This window comes from Pseudomonas japonica (assembly GCF_900188455.1).
Lineage (GTDB): Bacteria > Pseudomonadota > Gammaproteobacteria > Pseudomonadales > Pseudomonadaceae > Aquipseudomonas > Aquipseudomonas japonica.
Window position 1 is genome coordinate 1 of the sequence record NZ_FZOL01000037.1, and the last position, 16,904, is coordinate 16,904.

14 protein-coding genes are annotated in these 16,904 nt (G+C 63.4%); 6 read left to right on the forward strand and 8 right to left on the reverse strand.

Going from position 1 to position 16,904, the window contains the following annotated elements; all coding sequences use genetic code 11:
- Positions 1 to 468: 468 nt before the first annotated feature.
- From CHB99_RS28050 to CHB99_RS28080, 7 genes are all read right to left on the reverse strand, one after another.
- Entirely contained in the window at positions 469 to 1,431 is a 963-nt protein-coding gene (locus CHB99_RS28050) for a WD40/YVTN/BNR-like repeat-containing protein (protein WP_042129207.1), read from the reverse strand.
- A gap of 10 nt (positions 1,432 to 1,441) precedes the next feature.
- The gene (locus CHB99_RS28055) at positions 1,442 to 3,856 is read right to left on the reverse strand and encodes an efflux RND transporter permease subunit (protein ID WP_042129208.1); all 2,415 of its coding nucleotides are present in this window, start codon (positions 3,854 to 3,856) and stop codon (positions 1,442 to 1,444) included.
- An 8-nt stretch (positions 3,857 to 3,864) separates the two neighbouring features.
- Entirely contained in the window at positions 3,865 to 5,511 is a 1,647-nt protein-coding gene (locus tag CHB99_RS28060) for a DUF1302 domain-containing protein (RefSeq protein WP_346426414.1), read from the reverse strand.
- A gap of 24 nt (positions 5,512 to 5,535) precedes the next feature.
- Positions 5,536 to 6,954, reverse strand: coding sequence for a DUF1329 domain-containing protein (locus CHB99_RS28065; protein ID WP_042129210.1), 1,419 nt, complete (start codon positions 6,952 to 6,954; stop codon positions 5,536 to 5,538).
- A 493-nt stretch (positions 6,955 to 7,447) separates the two neighbouring features.
- Positions 7,448 to 8,110 carry a hypothetical protein gene (locus CHB99_RS28070; protein WP_042129212.1) on the reverse strand — a complete coding sequence of 221 codons (663 nt, stop codon included), beginning with the start codon at positions 8,108 to 8,110 and terminating at the stop codon, positions 7,448 to 7,450.
- 63 nt (positions 8,111 to 8,173) lie between these two features.
- Complete coding sequence (locus tag CHB99_RS28075; protein ID WP_042129214.1) at positions 8,174 to 9,541, reverse strand: NAD(P)/FAD-dependent oxidoreductase; 1,368 nt, start codon at positions 9,539 to 9,541, stop codon at positions 8,174 to 8,176.
- 143 nt (positions 9,542 to 9,684) lie between these two features.
- Positions 9,685 to 10,572, reverse strand: coding sequence for a phytanoyl-CoA dioxygenase family protein (locus CHB99_RS28080; RefSeq protein WP_042129215.1), 888 nt, complete (start codon positions 10,570 to 10,572; stop codon positions 9,685 to 9,687).
- Positions 10,573 to 10,974: 402 nt separating this feature from the next.
- Between CHB99_RS28080 and CHB99_RS28085 the strand changes: the two genes are divergently transcribed.
- The 6 genes from CHB99_RS28085 (at position 10,975) to CHB99_RS28105 (ending at position 16,653) form a co-directional block, all read left to right on the forward strand.
- The gene (locus tag CHB99_RS28085; RefSeq protein ID WP_042129218.1) at positions 10,975 to 11,556 is read left to right on the forward strand and encodes a TetR/AcrR family transcriptional regulator; all 582 of its coding nucleotides are present in this window, start codon (positions 10,975 to 10,977) and stop codon (positions 11,554 to 11,556) included.
- Positions 11,557 to 11,874: 318 nt separating this feature from the next.
- Positions 11,875 to 13,398 (forward strand): flavin-containing monooxygenase, encoded by a 1,524-nt coding sequence (locus CHB99_RS28090; RefSeq protein WP_042129220.1) that lies wholly within the window; start codon positions 11,875 to 11,877, stop codon positions 13,396 to 13,398.
- On the forward strand, positions 13,395 to 14,270 hold the full coding sequence (locus CHB99_RS28095; protein ID WP_042129222.1) for an alpha/beta fold hydrolase: 876 nt from the start codon (positions 13,395 to 13,397) through the stop codon (positions 14,268 to 14,270). Before CHB99_RS28090 ends, CHB99_RS28095 begins: the two co-directional genes overlap by 4 nt.
- 58 nt (positions 14,271 to 14,328) lie before the next feature.
- Positions 14,329 to 14,559 carry a hypothetical protein gene (locus CHB99_RS29705; protein ID WP_141137352.1) on the forward strand — a complete coding sequence of 77 codons (231 nt, stop codon included), beginning with the start codon at positions 14,329 to 14,331 and terminating at the stop codon, positions 14,557 to 14,559.
- Positions 14,549 to 15,613 (forward strand): AraC-like transcriptional regulator QhpR, encoded by a 1,065-nt coding sequence (qhpR, locus tag CHB99_RS28100; protein ID WP_042129224.1) that lies wholly within the window; start codon positions 14,549 to 14,551, stop codon positions 15,611 to 15,613. Before CHB99_RS29705 ends, qhpR begins: the two co-directional genes overlap by 11 nt.
- Positions 15,604 to 16,653 carry an AraC family transcriptional regulator gene (locus tag CHB99_RS28105; RefSeq protein ID WP_042129226.1) on the forward strand — a complete coding sequence of 350 codons (1,050 nt, stop codon included), beginning with the start codon at positions 15,604 to 15,606 and terminating at the stop codon, positions 16,651 to 16,653. Before qhpR ends, CHB99_RS28105 begins: the two co-directional genes overlap by 10 nt.
- Positions 16,654 to 16,661: 8 nt before the next feature.
- Here CHB99_RS28105 and CHB99_RS28110 read toward each other — a convergent pair whose 3' ends face one another.
- Complete coding sequence (locus CHB99_RS28110; protein ID WP_042129228.1) at positions 16,662 to 16,814, reverse strand: hypothetical protein; 153 nt, start codon at positions 16,812 to 16,814, stop codon at positions 16,662 to 16,664.
- Positions 16,815 to 16,904 lie beyond the last annotated feature (90 nt).

The window sequence follows — 16,904 nt, forward strand, 5'->3', positions numbered from 1 at the left end:
GGTGGTGAATCTTCTGTACTTCTTGGTCATCGGGGGTACTCCTCAGTAGGGGGATTCTCCCTAATTGAGGTGTCCGGAGCCATTAGACCAGCACAGACAGGCCATGGTTGTCCGCCTTGTTGGTACGACGCGGTACCGAGCCGAACCTGACAGCCTCCCCGCGATACATCGCCGAAAAAACAAAGGCTGACAACCCAAATCCCACAGGCCATGGCACGTTGCAACAAATGTGGGAGCGGATTCATCCGCGATGCGCCGCGCGGGCGGCGCTCGATCTCACAGGCACTGCAGGGCTCAAGACAGGCACCTGCCGACCTTGATGCGCCCCCCCGACAACCCTTCGAAGATGTGCAGATACCTATGCTGGAGCGCAGAGCCGGATGCAGAAGCAAGCGGTTTTCATCCATTTTTGCCAAAAAAGGCCGGACACCAATTCGACGCCCGGCCTTCTTCATTGCACAACGCCGATCATTTCTGCCCAGTCAGTACGCCACGCCGCGAGAACAGCAGCGGCGCACCTTCGGCATCGAGCAGCACCGCCGTCAGCGAAACGCCGTCGGCCGCCTGCTTCTCCTGGAAACTGCTGCCACCGTCGCTGCTCACCGCCATCAGGCCGTCCAGGCCGGTCACCAGCACCCGCGACCCGGAGACCGCGACGGAGGTAACCGAACCCTTGCTCTGCATCGGCAGGCGGCGGAAGTCGCTGCCATCGGCATTGCCATGCAGCAGCGTGCCGCGCTGACCACCCACCAGCAGACTGCCGTCGGCCAGTACCGCGCCGGACCAGAGGGTACCTTCGTAACCGCTGTCCAGATAACGCCAGCTCTTGCCCTGGTCTTCGGAACACAGCACCTGGCCGTGCTCCGCCGTGGCATACAGCTTGCCTTTGCCGTCGGCGAACAGGCCCATCAGGTTGAGGTCAGCCCTGCTCGACCCGGGAGGCGCCTGCAGGGACTGTTCACTCCAGGTCTGCCCGCCGTCCTCGGTGGTCAGCACCAGCGACCAGAGGCCAACCGCAACGCCCTGCTGCGCATTGAAGAAATGCACGGCAAAGAGCGGACGATCCTCTTCGCTGGACAGGCGCTGCAGCTGCCAGGACTCGCCGCCATCCGTGGTGGCGAGAATCGCCCCCCAGTGGCCCACGGCCCAGCCGTGCTGCGCATCGACGAACGACACGCCGGTCAGCGGCGTGGAAACCGGTACCGCGCTCGCCTGACGGAAACTCGCGCCGTGATCATCGGACAACAACACCACGCCATGGTCGCCCACGGCCACCACCCGCGCCCCGGCCCAGACGGCATCGAGCATGGTGGCCTGGGTCGCGTTGCTCACCTGGACGGCGGGCAGCGCCTGCAACGGCGTGGCCTGAAGTGCCCCGAACGGCAATGCCGCAACGACCAGGGCGGCCATCAATGAAACCGTGTATCGCATGCTTCTCTCCTCAATGCAGCAACGCGCCGATCATGCGCACCGGACGCTTGCGCGGAAACACCCGTTCCAGCCAGACGGCGAACGCCGGCAGCACGGTCATGGCCATGATCATGTTGACGATGAACATGAAGGCCAGCAGCTTGCCCATGTCGGCCTGGAACTTGAGGTCGGAGAACGCCCAGGTGGCGACGCCGATGGCCAGGGTGATCGCGGTGAAGATGGTGGCCACGCCCACTTCGAGCAGCGCGTACTCGACCGCCTTGGTGATCGACTGGCCATGGGCCTGGTGCAACTGCAGGCGGTTGTAGATGTAGAACGCATAGTCCACGCCGATCCCCACGGCCAGCACCATCACCGGCAAGGTGGCGATGGTCAGGCCGATCTGCAGTTCCTTCATGAACCAGTAGCCGATGAAGGTACCGATGGTCAGCGGCAGGCAGCACACCAGCACCGCGCGCAGATCGCGATAGACCACGAACACCAGCAAGGCGATGGCGGCGTAGACGTACAGCAGCATCGGCGTCTCGCTCTTCTCCACCTCTTCGTTGATGGCGGCCAGGACCCCGGCGTTACCCGAGGCCAGACGCACCGAAACACCCGGCAGCGGATACTCGCCGCGGAACGCCTTGGCCGCTTCGACCACTTTGTTGATGGTGGTGGCCTTGTGGTCGGCCAGGTACAGGTGCACGGCCGACATGCTGCAGTCGATGCGCATCAGTCCGGGCGTGCGCGCGACCTCGGTCGCCAGCGCGGCGTAGTTCAGCGGGTCGATGGGCACCGTCGACATCTTCGGATTGCCCTCGTTGTAGCCCTCGTTGAACTGGCGCATGTTGCTGGAGAACGAGGCGACCGAGAGCACCCCGGGCACGCCCTGCATGGCCCAGACGAAACGATCCTGGTACTGGCCCAGGGCGACGTTTTCGCAGGCGACCGTGCTGCCCTCGCCGGCAGCGTCGCCGTTGACTTCGAAGACCACGCTGAGCCAGTCCAGGCCGATGTCGTAGTTGCTGGCGATGGACACCGCGTCACGGTTGAAACGCGAGTCCTCGCGCAACTCCGGCGCACCGGCCTGCAAGGTGCCGACGACGCGGTCATGGCTCTGCCAGATCGCCACCAGGAAGACCACCAGCGCGGCGCCCAGTACCCACTGCGCGTTGCGCGGCTCGGCGAGCCGGGCCAGACCGTGCAGCCAGCGGCTGCGACGCTCCCGGGAGATTTCCTGGGTGGCGGCATAGGTGTCGCCGACCCGCAGCATCGACGCCACCAACGGCAGCATCACCAGGTTGGTGATGATCTTGAAGGCCACGCCGAGGGACGCGGTGATGGCCAGTTCGCGGACCATCGGGATCGGGATCAGCAGCAGGGTCACGAACGACACCAGGGCCGTCACCAGCGCCAGGGTGCCGGGGATCAGCAGGCCGCTGAAGCTGGAACGCGCGGCCTCCTCGGCGCTCTTGCCGATGGCGATCTCGCGCACGATGAAGTTGATCTGCTGCACGCCGTGGGAGACGCCGATGGCGAAGACCAGGAACGGCACCAGCACCGCCAGCGGATCGAGACCGTAGCCGAGCAGGCGCAGGCTGCCGAACTGCCAGACCAGCGACGCCAGCGAACACACCAGCGCCAGCAGGGTGAAACGCACCGAGTGGCAGTACCAGTAGACCGCGGCCGCGGTCAGCAGCAAGGCCAGCAGGCAGAACTCCAGCACCGCCGAAGCACCGTCGGCGATGTCGCCGATCTGCTTGGCGAAACCGATGATCTGCACTTCGAACTCGCCATCCTCGAACGGCTGGCGGATCTCCCGTTCCAGCACATGGTTGAAGGCGACGTAGTCCAGGTGCGCGCCGCTGGCATCGTACTCGTTGAGTTCCACCGTGATCATCGCGCTGCTCTGATCACGGGAAACCAGAGTCCCGATAAAGCCACCCTGCGCGGTGGAGCTGGCGATCCTGCCGATGATCCGCTCATCGAGGTGCTCGGGAGAAACCGTTCCCGGCACCAGTGGATCGGCGCGGAAGCCCTCCTCGGTGATCTCGTTGACGAAGGCATTGGGCGTCCACAACGAACGCACGCTGCTGCGTGATACACCCGGGAGGAAGGTAACCGCCTGGGTGACGTCGTACAGCCGCTTCAGGCCCGCGGCGCTCCAGATGCTGCCATTGCGGGCCTTGACCACGAGGGTCAGGCGGTTCGCCCCGAGCAGGTCATTGCGATAGGCCTCGAATGTCTTGATGTATTCGTGACCGATCGGCAATTGCTTCTCGAAACCGGCATCCATGCGCAGCTGCACGGCGAACCAGGCCATGACCAGGGTGAAAACGGCCAGGATCGCCAGCACCAGCCGGCGATGCCCGAACAAGACCTCCTCGACGCGCGCGAGCAAGCCGCGCGCCGGGGTTTCAGATAGCTTTACGGAACCGTTCACAGCAGGCCTCACAAGGTACGGGAGATCGCGACACCGACATAATCGCGGTCACGGTACAGCTGGTCGTAAGGGGTATCACCGCCCATGAACGTCGCGTAGTTGAGCGAGATCTGCCAACTGGCCGGATTTCGCACGAAGTTCAGGTAGAGGTTCATGCTGCTGGCGTCTTCGGTGAAGGTCGCCGCCAGGTTGGGCGTGCGCCCGCCCAGGGAGCGCGAATAGAAGACGCCCGGGGTCACTTGCCAGCCCGGCAGCAAGGTGCCGTCGTAGGTGAAGCTCAGGTCCAGGTTGACCCCCGACGAGGTCTTGTCGCCATGCGCGCGGGGCGCGGTCGTCGGATCCAGCTGCCAGGTGTTGAGGCCGGCGGCGAGCGGTTCGCCGTTGTACTCGTCATGCAGGCCCGGGTACTTGATGACCACCAGTTCGCTCAGGAAGGTGCCGGTGCTGGCCCCGATGAAGTCGAGAAGGTCCGGGGAGTTGGACGGGGTGAAGCTGTACAGGCCGGTCAGGTGCCACTGGAACTTCTTCTCGTCCTTCCAGCATTTGCCGCCATTGTTGCTGCACAGGTCGATGACCGGGTTGAGCGCGACCGAGTCCTTCGGACGGTACGACAGCTCCGTGCCGACCGCCCAGTCGCCGATCGGCATGTTGGCGCTGATGCCGTACAGCATGCGGTCTTCCTGGTAGCGCCAGACCGGCGCCGCGGCGAAGGTGGCCGGATCGAGGATGTCCACGCTCAAGGACGGCAGCTTGTCGTGATAACGCATCACGTAGAAGCCGTAGTTGACGTCACTGTCCTCCGGCTGCCAGCGCAGCGAGAGACCCCACTGGCCGCTGTCGCGGGCATCCTTGTCGGAGTAGCCGTAGTCCTTCTTGCCCTCGCCGAGCCCGGTCGTCGTGGACCAGTAGCTGCCCACCGGCGGCAGTTCGCTCTTGTTCCAGCGAAACTGGTAGTAGGCCTCGACGTTCACCCCGGAACCCAGGCCCGAGGCAACGCTGATCATCGGCGCCGGCAGCACCGCTTCCTTGAGCTGCACGCCGGGGCGCGCCAGGGCCTGCAGATCGTAGGCGTTGGTGTTGTTGATGCCGCCCTGCACGAACAGGCTTTCGCCCCAGTTGATCACCTGGTTACCCAGGCGTGCACGGACGCGCTGGTCGCCCACGTCGAAGCTCTTGCTCACCCACAGGTCGAGCAGGCGGGCCTTGAACTTGAGGTCATCGCGGGCGTCGTCGCTGAGGCCGTCGCTGCCGACGCTCTCGGGGGTGTAGAACGACTGCGTGCCGGTGGTGTCGGTGGCGGCGAAGTCGCGGATCCAGGTGCCGCGCGCCATGAAGGTGACGTCGTCGGGCAGCTTCAGCAACAGCTCGTGGGTGCCCTTGAGGTAGTTGGTGAACATATCGCCGCGGTCGTAGTTCAGGTCGCCCTGGTCGCCCACGCCCGAGGTCTGTGCCAGGCAGCCGGAGGGCGCGTTGTGCCCGCTGACGCCCTGGTTGATGAGGTTGCAACCCCGCGATTCCGTACGCAGTCCCATGCCTACGGCGATCGTCGAGTCGAACGAACCCTGGATGTTTTCGGTTTCAAAGGTGAACCCCATTGCCAACGGGGTTGCGCACGCGATGACAAGGCCTGACGCTTTCGTAATTATTCTTTTCATGTTGGCTCTCGATCTGACGTCGTTTTAGCGTTCGCTGATGGCTCGCAGGTTGTCGGAGGTGAAGAAGTCACGTTTCAGGCGTGGGCTGCCACTGTCCTCGGTGAGCCAGCGGATATCGTTCTTGCCTGCGCCGACCGAGGTCATGTCGAACAGGTAGCGGCCGTCCGCGAGGTTGTACTGGACCTGGGCCTGCACATCGCAAGCGCCCGTTTCGTACACCGGGATCGAGAAGCCTTCGCGCACTTTCCAGATCTGCCCTTGCTTGTCGTAGTCGACGGCGACCAGCGGGTTCCAGCTGTCCTCGTCGATGTAGAACAGGCGTTTCGGCGCCTGGTGGCGCATGCCCTGGCGAACGTTGGCCTCGACCACCCAGACGCGATGCAGCTCGTAGCGGCGCGCCTGCGGGGCCAGCGAATCGTTGCCGGCGAAGGCTTCTACCTTGGCCCCGGTGTCATAGGCGCCGAAGTCGTTGTAAGGCACCAGCAGTTCCTGCTTGCCCACCAGTTTCCAGTCGAAACGGTCCATCGCGCCGAAGAACACGTTCGCTTCATCGACGGTGTACTGGTTGTCCAGGCCGATCTGCGGCGCGTCGTAGGAGTACGACGGCATGCGCCGTACGCGACGCTGACCCGGGAAGTAGTAGAAGGTCGTCGCCTGTTCGCCGGCGACGGCGGTCTGCACCGCGGACTGACCGGCCAGCGCGGCGGGTTCCAGATAGTTGAAGAAGGTGGCGTTTTCCAGGCGACCGTAGGACGAGAACAGCGAACTGCCTTTTTTACCCCAGGGCGTGAGGAAGAACGTGTCCGTCGACTGACGCTGCCATTCGCCACCCTTGCGCGGCGAAATCCCGGAAATGCTCCGCGGGATTTCCACGCCGGTACCGCGATAGCGCATCTTCATGTTCCACATCACCTCGGCACCGTTGCCCGGCATCGGGAACGGCACACCCGGCACATGCGCCTCCTCGAGGGCGAGCCCGGCGGCATCGAGCTTGGCGAAGCCGACGTTCTGCCGGGTGTTGTCCACCACGAAGTCAGGCGCGCTGCAGGTACGCCGGGTCGGATAGACCTCCATGCGATAGCCCGGCACTTTCTTGAACAGTTCGAGCTGACCGGGGGCAAGTTTGCTCGCGTACTGCGCAACATTGTTCGAGTCGATGCTGTACAGCGGCTTGTCGCCCTTGAACTTCCAGTGATCACCGCGGACCTGGCCGTAACTCCATCCCGCCCCTTGTTGACCAGGCTGGGTCCAGGCCGGGATGTCCCCGCTGGAACTTGCCGCGACCTCACCGCCCAGAGGGGTCAGTTGCGAACCCAGCGCCTCGGGGCCAGTCGCGGCCTGCACCGAGCAGATCGTGGACGACGCCACGATGCTCACGAGCAGTTGCCTGATCACACGGCGGGCGGACACTTCACCTTCCAGCCGTTCAGTCACTTCTTTCATTGGAGGATCCTCAAACAATGGGCCTTGACCGGTGGCTGGACTTTCCCCGGAGGAAGAGTCAGCGCCTGTCACTTCTCTTGGTCACCCGACCTGATCAAATGACCATGTCAATCGATCAAGACGCAAGCCATATGCCAGAATCACTTCTGAATAAATTTATCCTTATAAATCAATAAGTTATATATCTTACCCAGGAGTTAACCTGGCGCAGCACTGCCCCATCCTGGGAATTAAGGAAACATGTGTTACCAGGCGATGCCTGTTCATGGAGCGCAGGAAGCACGCTGAATGAGGCGATGTAACCCGGCCAAGGAAACCGCATCGGGTTGTTACCTCACGCATTTGAGTCTAGTTGTGTCACAGCCCAAGGACTGGCAGACCGCCCCGAACGCCAGGCATAAAAAAACCGCCCCGAGGGGCGGTGGAAAAATGCAGGCCGAGGCCCGCCATGGAGTTGCGGTACGAAATGAACCGTTGGCCGTCCGCCCCGGCGTCAGCGGGAATGCGCGAAGGTCTGCGCGGTGCTTGCCTGCGAGCGCTCCAGCGCCGTGTAGGCGTAGTACAACTGCACGATCGAATAGGCCCAGGTCAGCAGGGCGTAGGTCATGAAGATCAGCTTGGTGTCATCGCCCGGAATCGGGAAGAAATCGTTGCGGATCGCGATGGTCAGCCCCGCTGCCCCGCCCACGATCGTGGTCAGTACGTGGAAGAACTCCCTGGCCCGCGCCAGGCGCCAGATGAAACAGCAGAGGTACAGAGTATAGAGCGACCACATGACCAGATAGAAGTACGGCAGTGGCGCCTTGAAGGCATCGGAGAGGTGGTAGACGAATGTCGCGGCGAAGCCACCGACGAACAGGACGATGTCCGTTGCGCGAGAGGGCCGGTAGCCATGGGTGAGCGCCATCAGGCCGAGGGTCCCGATGATCGGTACGCCAACGCCGCGGGAGAACGCATCGAGAAACAGCGCGATGTCGTAGTTCAGTTGCCAGCCCGTGGCGATGAACGTGGTGAAGTTGGAGGCGGAGATGCCCACGATGAGGAATTCAAGACCCAGCAGATAGTTGTTTCTCCTGATGAACGCCACGCCATAAAACAACCCGGAAATGACCAGGGCAATGCATGAGAGCAGGGCAAATAGATCTCTCGGTTCCACGATGACAGCCTCTAGGGATAGGAAATCGGCGAATGCCTTGTCGCAACTGCGCGAAGATCGCGTTCAGCCGTTCAAGACGTTGTCTTTACGCACTTTCTTGTTGGTCCATGAATCGAGCAGCTTGGCGGTCGCCAGTGCGGACTTCATCGCGCACCACTGGAAGGGCTCGGGCAGCATGGACGGCGTCTTGTGCTGCATCGCCTTCAGCAATGCCGGCGCCTCTCCGCTGATCTGCGCGGCGAGCAGCGCACCCATCAGCGACTGCGAGGCCAGGCCATGCCCTGAACACCCCGCGGAATAGAAAATGTTCTGTTTGGCCCCGGTCGTACCGACCACCGGCAGCGCGTCATAGGCCGCGCTGATGTAGCCGCTCCAGCAGTGCTGGATGCCCAGCCCCTGCAACATCGGGAAGCGCTCGCGCAGCCCTTGGGCCAGGGCGGCGTAGGCATTGTGATCCGGAATGTTGGGGGTCTTCGAGCCGTACACATAATTCAGTTGCTTGGTGGTCAGCACCATCGTGTCATGCGCGGTCAGGCGGTGGCTCTCCATGGTGAAGTGCGGAGTGACCAGCCCTTCCCGCCCCTTCCAGTCCAGGGACGCCAACTGCTTGGCCGACAGCGGCTGGGTTTCGATCGCCGACACCCGAATCGGTGCGACCTTGTTGCGCAGCAGCCCAAGTTGGGGCGTGTAGGCGTTGGTCGCCAGGAGCATGACCGGGGCGGTTGCGCTGCCCAGCGCGGTCTTGCAGGTGATCACCGGGCCTTCGCTGTAGGACAGCAGCGGCGTGCGTTCGTACACCCTGACCCCGGCCTTGAGCGCGGCACGGCGCAGGGCGCCGACGTACTTGCCGGGGTTCAGGGTGCCGCCGCGCTGCTCGCTGCCGAACAGAAACGCTGGCGGAATGCCCCGCGCGCGCATTTCCGCGGCGTCGACGAAGCGTGTCGACGAGCCCAGCTTCTCGCCCAACTGCATATTCGCGCGCAGGCGTTTTTCCTGGCGGGGATGGACAGCGGCGCGGATGATCCCCGAAGGGTTGTAGTCACACTCGATACCCAGCGCGTTGAAACGCCCTTCCACATAGGTGACCCCCACGTCGTAGAGGCTGACGAACTGTCGTGCCTGCTCCAGGCCCACGCGCTTGACGAAGAGTTCGAACTCGATGCCCATGCTGCCGAGGAGATAGCCGGCATTGCGGCCGCTGGCACCGAAGCCGCAGAACTCCTGCTCCAGGAGGATGACACTGGCGCCACGCGCCGCGAGTTCCAGGGCCGCCGAGAGACCGGCAAAGCCGCCGCCGACCACGATCACATCGGCATGTTCATGGCCTTTCAGCTCCGGTTGCAGGTCGAGCGGACGCTCGACCCAGCCGCCAAGGCTGCGAAACCTCATCACGCCAGCATCGCCGAAGGCCACTTTGTTCGACATTTCCATTCACACCACTCCTACGTGCGCTCTGTGAATATTCCGCATGCATGAGCATTGCAGCGGACACGACATCGCCCGCATGAGGAAGATCGGCAGTGCAGTTGTTTACTGATCGACTGGGAAAGCCCCGGTCGATCGATTCGATAACGTCAGAAATCCTTGCCCGGCTCGGTGAAGGACGGCATGTCGAGAAGCGCTTGCGGGTCGCGCATCTGGCCATCGATTTCCACCCAGCCCAGCAACGTCGAGCTCGAGCTCCAGCCCAGCAGGCGCTGCATCTGCGCCGGCAGCTGGCGCACGCGCTCGATGGGCAGGGACAGGTAGTGGTTCTCTTCCAGGCGCAGGAAGGCCAGGTCATAGGCCATCGTCAGGCCAGTGCGGGGGGCCGCCGAGGTGTTGGCGCCACCACCGTGGTACACCGACCCCATCCACAGCAGCGCCGAACCCGCCTTCATTTCCGCCGGGATGGTTTCTTCCTGGGTCGGCATGCGCTCGTCATCCCATTGGTGACTTCCGGGAATGACCCGGGTCGCGCCGTTCTCCTCGGTGAAGTCGGAAACCGCCAGCATCATCTGCAGGCGCGCCTCGCGGCCATATTGCGGGTGGCGCCAGAGCGAAGTGGCATCGTCGCGGTGCAGCGGCTGCAGGCCCTGCCCCGGACCGATCTGGATGGCCTGGGTGATGCTGAGCTGGATATCCGGTGCGACCTCGACGCGCTCGCTGCCCACCCAGACATGGGTCGGGGTCTGCAGGATCTGTCTGGCCGATTCGAGAAACAGCGGATCCAGGGCCACATCCACCGCCGTGTCGCTGCGCCCGATAATGCGCGCCACACGCCGGGTCTGGGTGCCCGCGAAGTACGGATCGACACCGCAGGGGGTCACGTTCAGATAGCGGTCCAGCTCTTCGGTGAGGGTGGACAGGGTCTCTTGCGAGACGAAATCGGCAATGACCACGGCGCCGTCCCGCCGGATGATCTCCACCACCTGCTCGACAGGTGTGTCGCGGCTTACCGTCGAGAGCTTCTGCGTGTTCATCGGTTCACTACCTCTGTGTGTCGTTGTTCTGCGGTTCCGATCATTAGACATGATCAATTGACCAAGTCATTTGAACAAGGCAATTTACGTGCCTATCGAACCGAGTGCTGTAAAAACACGCGGGAATTCGTTTTCTGGAGTGGAATTACCTGGCGTTGGTGATACCGATATACCCACGCACAGCGGACTGCCGTGCCCTGCAAGGGATGGTTTCGGGAATTAACGAAACAGTAACGAGTCCAGCGCACGCCACGAACGCAACCGCTCCGGCATGCCCCACCCCGAGGCACCGCGCGCAATCGCAGCGGCTCATGGATTGGGGAACGACCATGCGTTAGCATTCATCCGCATCGACGCCGTACCAGTTGGCTGGCGGCAACACTGAATAAGGAGTACGCCTGTATGGCTCGAATGGGCGCGGAACTGCGCAGACAAGACTTCATTGAAGCCACCGTGAAGGTGATCGCCGAACACGGGATAGCCAACGCCACCACCCGTCGCATCGCCGCCGCGGCGGATTCTCCCCTGGCTTCGCTGCACTACGTTTTCCACACCAAGGACGAGTTGTTCTATGCGGTCTACGAGTCGCTGATCAACATGCCCCAGCAGTCGCTGCAGGATGTTCCGCAAGGCGCCACGGCGGCGGAATCGGTCGCGGAGATGCTGCGTCAGCTGGTCAACTGGTTCACCGACCACCCTGAACTGGCGACGACACAGTTCGAGCTGTTCTTCTGGAACCTGCGCAACAACCCGGAAATGGCGACCAAGATCTATACGGTTGCCGTCCAGGCCACCGAACAGGCCATCGCCAAGGTCGCCGGCGCCCAGCTTGGCCCGGTGCAACTGACGACCGTCAGCCGCCTGATGATCAATCTGTTCGACGGCCTGCTGCTCGCCTGGTCCGCCCATGGCGACCGCGAACGCCTGGAAAACGAAACCGAAACGGCCTGCCAGGCAGTGAAACTGCTGGTCGCCAGCTACTGAGACAACGTCCGCCGGCACCCTGCGCGGTGCCGGACGAAGCCACCTCGACGAGCCGAACGCCGGCTCGTCCGACAGCACCATCAGCGCCCTCCCCCGCGCACCGGGAACCTCACTCCCGCCCCCTCCCGCAAGCACCTGGCTTGACCCGATAACCGCCCCCGAACCCCGCCCCGCCCTGGCATTGGGTGCAAATTGTCCCAAGGCGACAGCAAACCTGTGCAATTTGCACCTTGCACCGGTCGATCCGGCGATTCTATGCTTATATCAAGCGATCAAGTCATTTGACCAAGTCTCTATAACACAACAATAGGAGGCGACATGTCCTCACACAATGCTCTTCCCGTTGAGCCGCTCGATATCCTGATCATTGGCGCCGGTGTTTCTGGCATTGGTGCGGCGGCCTACCTGCGACGCAACCAGCCAGACAAGACCTTCGCGATTCTCGAGTCCCGCGAACGAATGGGCGGCACCTGGGACCTGTTCCGTTATCCCGGCATCCGTTCCGACTCGGACCTGTTCACTTTCGGTTTCGACTTCAAGCCCTGGACCAAGGCCAAGTCCCTGGCGGACGCCGCGGATATTCTCGAATACCTGCGCGAAGCCATCGACGAGTACGCCCTGGCCTCCTACATCCAGTACCAGCAGAAAGTCGTCTCGGCCAACTGGCAGAGCGACAAGGGCCTGTGGGCGGTGCAGATCGAGGATGGCAGGACCACTGAAACCCGCACCGTCGAATGCCGCTGGCTGTTCAGCGCGGGCGGCTATTACCGCTACGACCAGGGGTTCAGCCCACGCTTCGAAGGCGCCGAGCAATTCAAGGGGCAGATCGTCCATCCCCAGCACTGGCCGGAAGACCTGGACTACAGCGGCAAGCGGGTGGTAGTGATCGGCAGCGGCGCCACCGCCGTGACCCTGATCCCGGCCATGGTCGACAAGGTGGCCAGCATCACCATGCTGCAGCGCACCCCGTCGTACATCGTCAACCAGCCGGCCAACGATTCCGTCGCCGCGTTCCTGCGCAAGATCTTCCCGGCGCAGACCGCGTATTCGCTGACACGCTACAAGAACGCCAGGATCACCCTGGGATTCTGGGGGTTCTGCCAGCGCTTCCCGAAACTTTCGCGCAAATTGCTGCTCTGGCTGACCAAAAAGGAATTGCCGAAAGACTACCCGGTGGACATCCACTTCAACCCGCCGTACAACCCCTGGGACCAGCGCCTGTGCACCGTGCCCGAGGGTGACCTGTTCAAGGCGATCAGTGCCGGACGGGCGAACATCGTCACCGACCATATCGACCGCTTCACCGAGTCGGGCGTGCGTCTGAAATCCGGCAAGGAACTGAAGGCGGACATCATCATCACCGCCACCGGCCTCAACGTGCAGCTGTTCGGCGGCATCACCCTGCACAAGGACGGCAAACCGGTCGTGTACAGCCAGAGCCTGGCCTACAAGGGCATGATGCTCTCCGGCGTGCCCAACTTCGCCTTCGCGGTGGGCTACACCAACTCCTCGTGGACCCTGAAAGTCTGCCTGCTGTGCGATCACTTCTGTCGCCTGCTCGGCTACATGGACAAGAAAGGCCACAACGTCTGCGAACCCAAGGCGCCGGAGGGAATCGAAACCCGTCCGCTGCTGGACTTCGGCGCCGGCTACGTGCAGCGCGCGCTGGACAGCATGCCGCGGCAGGGGCCGGCCGAACCGTGGGTGATGTCGATGGACTACTTCCGTGACGTCAAACTGCTGCGCAAAGGCGAGGTCGCCAACCCCAGCCTGGTGTTCAGCGCAGTCCCGGCGAGTCGCCAGCACCACGGCGTCGAACTGCAGAAGAGCGGCCGGCGATGAGTATCGATCGGTTCTGCGAGCTGCCTGGCGAGCGCCAGCTGTGCTATCGCAGCCATGGGGCCGACAGCGCCCCGCCGGTCCTGCTCATCGTCGGCCTGGGGCTGCAGCTGACCTACTGGCCGCGGGCGTTCATCAACGGCCTGGTCGACAAGGGCTTGCGCGTCATCACCCTGGACAACCGCGACTCGGGCAGATCCTTCTTCACCCAGGTCACGCCACCCACGGTGCTGCAGCAGTTCTTTCGCAAACCGACCAGGGGTTACGACCTGGGAGACATGGCCGCTGACGTGATCGGCCTGATGGATCACCTGCAGCTGGAAACCGCGCACGTGGTGGGCATGTCGATGGGCGGCATGATCGCCCAGACCCTCGCCGCCCGGTATCCCGGGCGGGTGAGAAGCCTCACCTCGATCTTCTCCACCACCGGTTCGCAACGGGTAGGCCAGCCGACGTTCAAGACGATACTGCAGCTGCTGCGCCGCCCTCCCAGGAACCAGCAGGAAAGCGTGCGCGACTATGTGGACATCATGCGCCTCATCGGTACGACGCTCGAATGGCATGAGCAGGCCTTGCGCGACTATGCCGCCGAGGCCTGGGAGCGCGGCGGTGGCGAGGCGAGCAACCTCGGCACCGCCAGGCAGATCGGCGCCATCATCAACTCGGGCGATCGCACCGCGGAGCTGCAGCGTATTGCCTGTCCCACACTGGTCATCCATAGCGACAGGGACCTGATCGTCGCCACCAGCGGTGGGTTCGCCACCGCGGCCGCGGTGCCGGATGCGAAGCTGGTGCTGTTGCCGGGACTGGGTCATGACTTCCCACCCTCGCTGATCGGCACGCTGCTGTCCCTGGTGGGCGGGCACCTGCAGTAGAACGACGTCACTTTAGGGGCGAAACGCTCATCGCCCCTCTTTTTACCCGGATCAAAGCATGTTGCCGACACGCCAGCAGCCGGCGGAAAAGCCGATGCGTGGTCAAGCCTCTCCGCCGCCCACTGGCGCCAACAAAAGTCTGATGCATCGAAACCAAGAAAAGCTTCGCAACCTCCGCCAGAATATAGGCAAGGCCTGCAACGATCTGAAACAGATCCGCTCCCCTGAAAAGCGGTATGGCACTCTGCCGCCTCGATTGACGATTCGGAACTTCGCAGATGGCATCTAGTATCCGTGGCACCGCCTTGCTGGGCTTCGACGAGTTTGCCTTCACCCAGGGCCTGGATGCCCGCGCCCTCCTCGCCGACGTTTCGCTCGCAGCGGTCGACCCTGACGGGCCCCTCGACACTCGCCGCTTCAACGACCTGCTCGAATTGTGCGCGCAGCGTTCGGGCAACCCGCTGTTCGGTCTCGAGTTCGGCCTGCAGCATGGTCTGCGCGGACTCGGCAAGCTGGGCCCGCTGGCAGGCAACGCGAGCACCGTCGGCGAGTTGCTGGAGGCCTTGAGCCAACCCAACCATGGTTACGGCAGCGCCGTGGAATTCCATCTCGAACGGCATGCCGACCCTGCCCGCCTGTCGTTCCAGGTCATCGACGCGGACATCCCCCGCGTGCGCCAGGCGGTGGAACTGGTGGTCGGCATGACCGCGCAGCTCATGCAGCACCTGGGCAAACAGCACTGGCACCCCTCCGGCCTGCTCCTGCGCCACACCGGCGGCGGCGTGGACCTGGCGGCCTACCGGCGCCTGCTGGGGGTCACGCCGCGTTTCGCCAGCCTGGAAAACGCCTGGCTGTTCGACCCGGCGCTGCTCGGCCTGCGCCTAGTCGAACGCGATGAACGGACCACGCAATGGATGCGCCAGTTGCAGGAGGAACTGAGCGACATCGAGCTGCACGAACTGCCCGCCTACGTGCAGAAGCTGATACGCGGCCGCATGCCCCATGGGCGCGTCACCCTCGAACAGATCGCCACCGACCTGACGATCAGTCCGCGCACCCTGCAGCGCTACCTGATGACAGAAGGCACGAGCTTCCAGGCACTGCTCGACGACACCCGGCAGGCGCTGGCCACGCGCTTCATGCGCGACTCGGCGATCAGCCTGACGCGACTGGCGGAACTGCTCGGCTACGCCCAGCTGGGTGCGTTCTCCCGGGCCTTCAGCCGCTGGCATGGGGTCAGCCCGCAGCAATGGAAACGCCAACTGCAGCGCGAGTCGCTGTCCCGAAGCACCCTGGCCAGGCAGGAGGGCCAGTCCACGGAGCCATCACCCCCATGCCGATGACCCCTTTCGTGCGCACCATCAGCCTGATCGGCTTCCAGGAATTCGCCACCCGGCAAGGGCTCGATCCCGCGCGGATGCTCAAGCTGATCGGCCTGCCGCTGCAAAGCCTGCAGGGCGAGGACGCGCTGTATCCCTACCAGCAATACTGCGCCCTGCTGGAGGTGTGCAGCGTCCATTCGGGAAACCCGCTGTTCGGCCTGCACTACGGCCTGTTCCAGGCCTCCAGCGTCTTCGGCGACCTGCTCTACCTGCTGCGCAATACACACACCGTGGGCGATGCGCTGACGCAATTGCGCACGCACTATCGCCTGTACAACGGTGCCGCCGACATCGGCCTGGTCAGTGAAAACGGCCTGACCACCCTCAGCTACCACGTCCACCAGCCTGAAATGCCGGGCGTGCGCCAGGCGCAGGAACTGGGTTGCGCGGTGGGTATGCAACTGATGCGGTTACTGCTGGGCGCCCACTGGCTGCCCGATGAGATCCGCCTCCCCCACTCACCCGGCAGCGACCCCGAGCGCTATGTACAAGCCCTGGGCATGTCGCCGTGTTTCGACGCGGACAGTCTCGCCATGGTGTTCGCCTCGGCATGGCTCGAACAGCCGGTCTATGCGCCGGATGATGCCGTGCATCACCTGGCGAGCCGGAAGATGGAACGCATGGAGTCACTCTGCGCCGACGGGCTGTGCAGCCAGATCAGGCAACTGCTGCGCCACCTGCTGCCCAGCGGACGCGCCACGGCGGAGAAAGTCGCCGACATCATGGCCCTCACGCCGAACGCGCTGCGCCAGGCCATGGCCGCGGAAGACACGTCCTTTCAACAGTTGCTGGAGGAGGTTCGTCAGGGCATGGCCCGGGAATACCTGAGCGGCCCGTCGATCAACGTTGCCGAGCTGGCGAGCCTGCTCGGCTACTCCGAAACGAGCGGTTTCTGCCGCGCCTTTCATCGCTGGTTCGGCATGAGTCCGCTGAGCTGGCAGAAAGCCCAGGGGGTCAAGCGCCAGCCACGTCTTCTGGGCAGACGTCGCAAGCGCTTGTAGGCCTGCGCCTAGAAGCCTCTGAACACCTCGCCGATGCTGGCCACCGGATGCCCGACATGGGACGCCACAGCCTGGCCGGCAACGGACGGTTTCGAGACGTAGACAGCACTCAGGAACATGGCCAGGGTCAGACCGGCCAGTAGAAACGCAAAGCGGCGCATGGGAACCTCCAGCGGTGTTTTTATAGTTGTTATCACTGAGTGTGCTCCGCGGTGACCGCGAAAGCTTCACAGATCACGCCATTAAATGCC

What these genes read in the sequence shown, in the direction of transcription:
- CHB99_RS28050 (WP_042129207.1), bottom strand. Translation starts at nt 1,431, where the DNA reads ATGCGATACACGGTTTCATTGATGGCCGCCCTGGTCGTTGCGGCATTG.
- CHB99_RS28060 (WP_346426414.1), bottom strand. Translation starts at nt 5,511, where the DNA reads ATGAAAAGAATAATTACGAAAGCGTCAGGCCTTGTCATCGCGTGCGCA.
- CHB99_RS28065 (WP_042129210.1), bottom strand. Translation starts at nt 6,954, where the DNA reads ATGAAAGAAGTGACTGAACGGCTGGAAGGTGAAGTGTCCGCCCGCCGT.
- CHB99_RS28075 (WP_042129214.1), bottom strand. Translation starts at nt 9,541, where the DNA reads ATGGAAATGTCGAACAAAGTGGCCTTCGGCGATGCTGGCGTGATGAGG.
- CHB99_RS28080 (WP_042129215.1), bottom strand. Translation starts at nt 10,572, where the DNA reads ATGAACACGCAGAAGCTCTCGACGGTAAGCCGCGACACACCTGTCGAG.
- CHB99_RS28085 (WP_042129218.1), top strand. Translation starts at nt 10,975, where the DNA reads ATGGCTCGAATGGGCGCGGAACTGCGCAGACAAGACTTCATTGAAGCC.
- CHB99_RS28090 (WP_042129220.1), top strand. Translation starts at nt 11,875, where the DNA reads ATGTCCTCACACAATGCTCTTCCCGTTGAGCCGCTCGATATCCTGATC.
- CHB99_RS28095 (WP_042129222.1), top strand. Translation starts at nt 13,395, where the DNA reads ATGAGTATCGATCGGTTCTGCGAGCTGCCTGGCGAGCGCCAGCTGTGC.
- CHB99_RS29705 (WP_141137352.1), top strand. Translation starts at nt 14,329, where the DNA reads ATGTTGCCGACACGCCAGCAGCCGGCGGAAAAGCCGATGCGTGGTCAA.
- qhpR (WP_042129224.1), top strand. Translation starts at nt 14,549, where the DNA reads ATGGCATCTAGTATCCGTGGCACCGCCTTGCTGGGCTTCGACGAGTTT.
- CHB99_RS28105 (WP_042129226.1), top strand. Translation starts at nt 15,604, where the DNA reads ATGCCGATGACCCCTTTCGTGCGCACCATCAGCCTGATCGGCTTCCAG.
- CHB99_RS28110 (WP_042129228.1), bottom strand. Translation starts at nt 16,814, where the DNA reads ATGCGCCGCTTTGCGTTTCTACTGGCCGGTCTGACCCTGGCCATGTTC.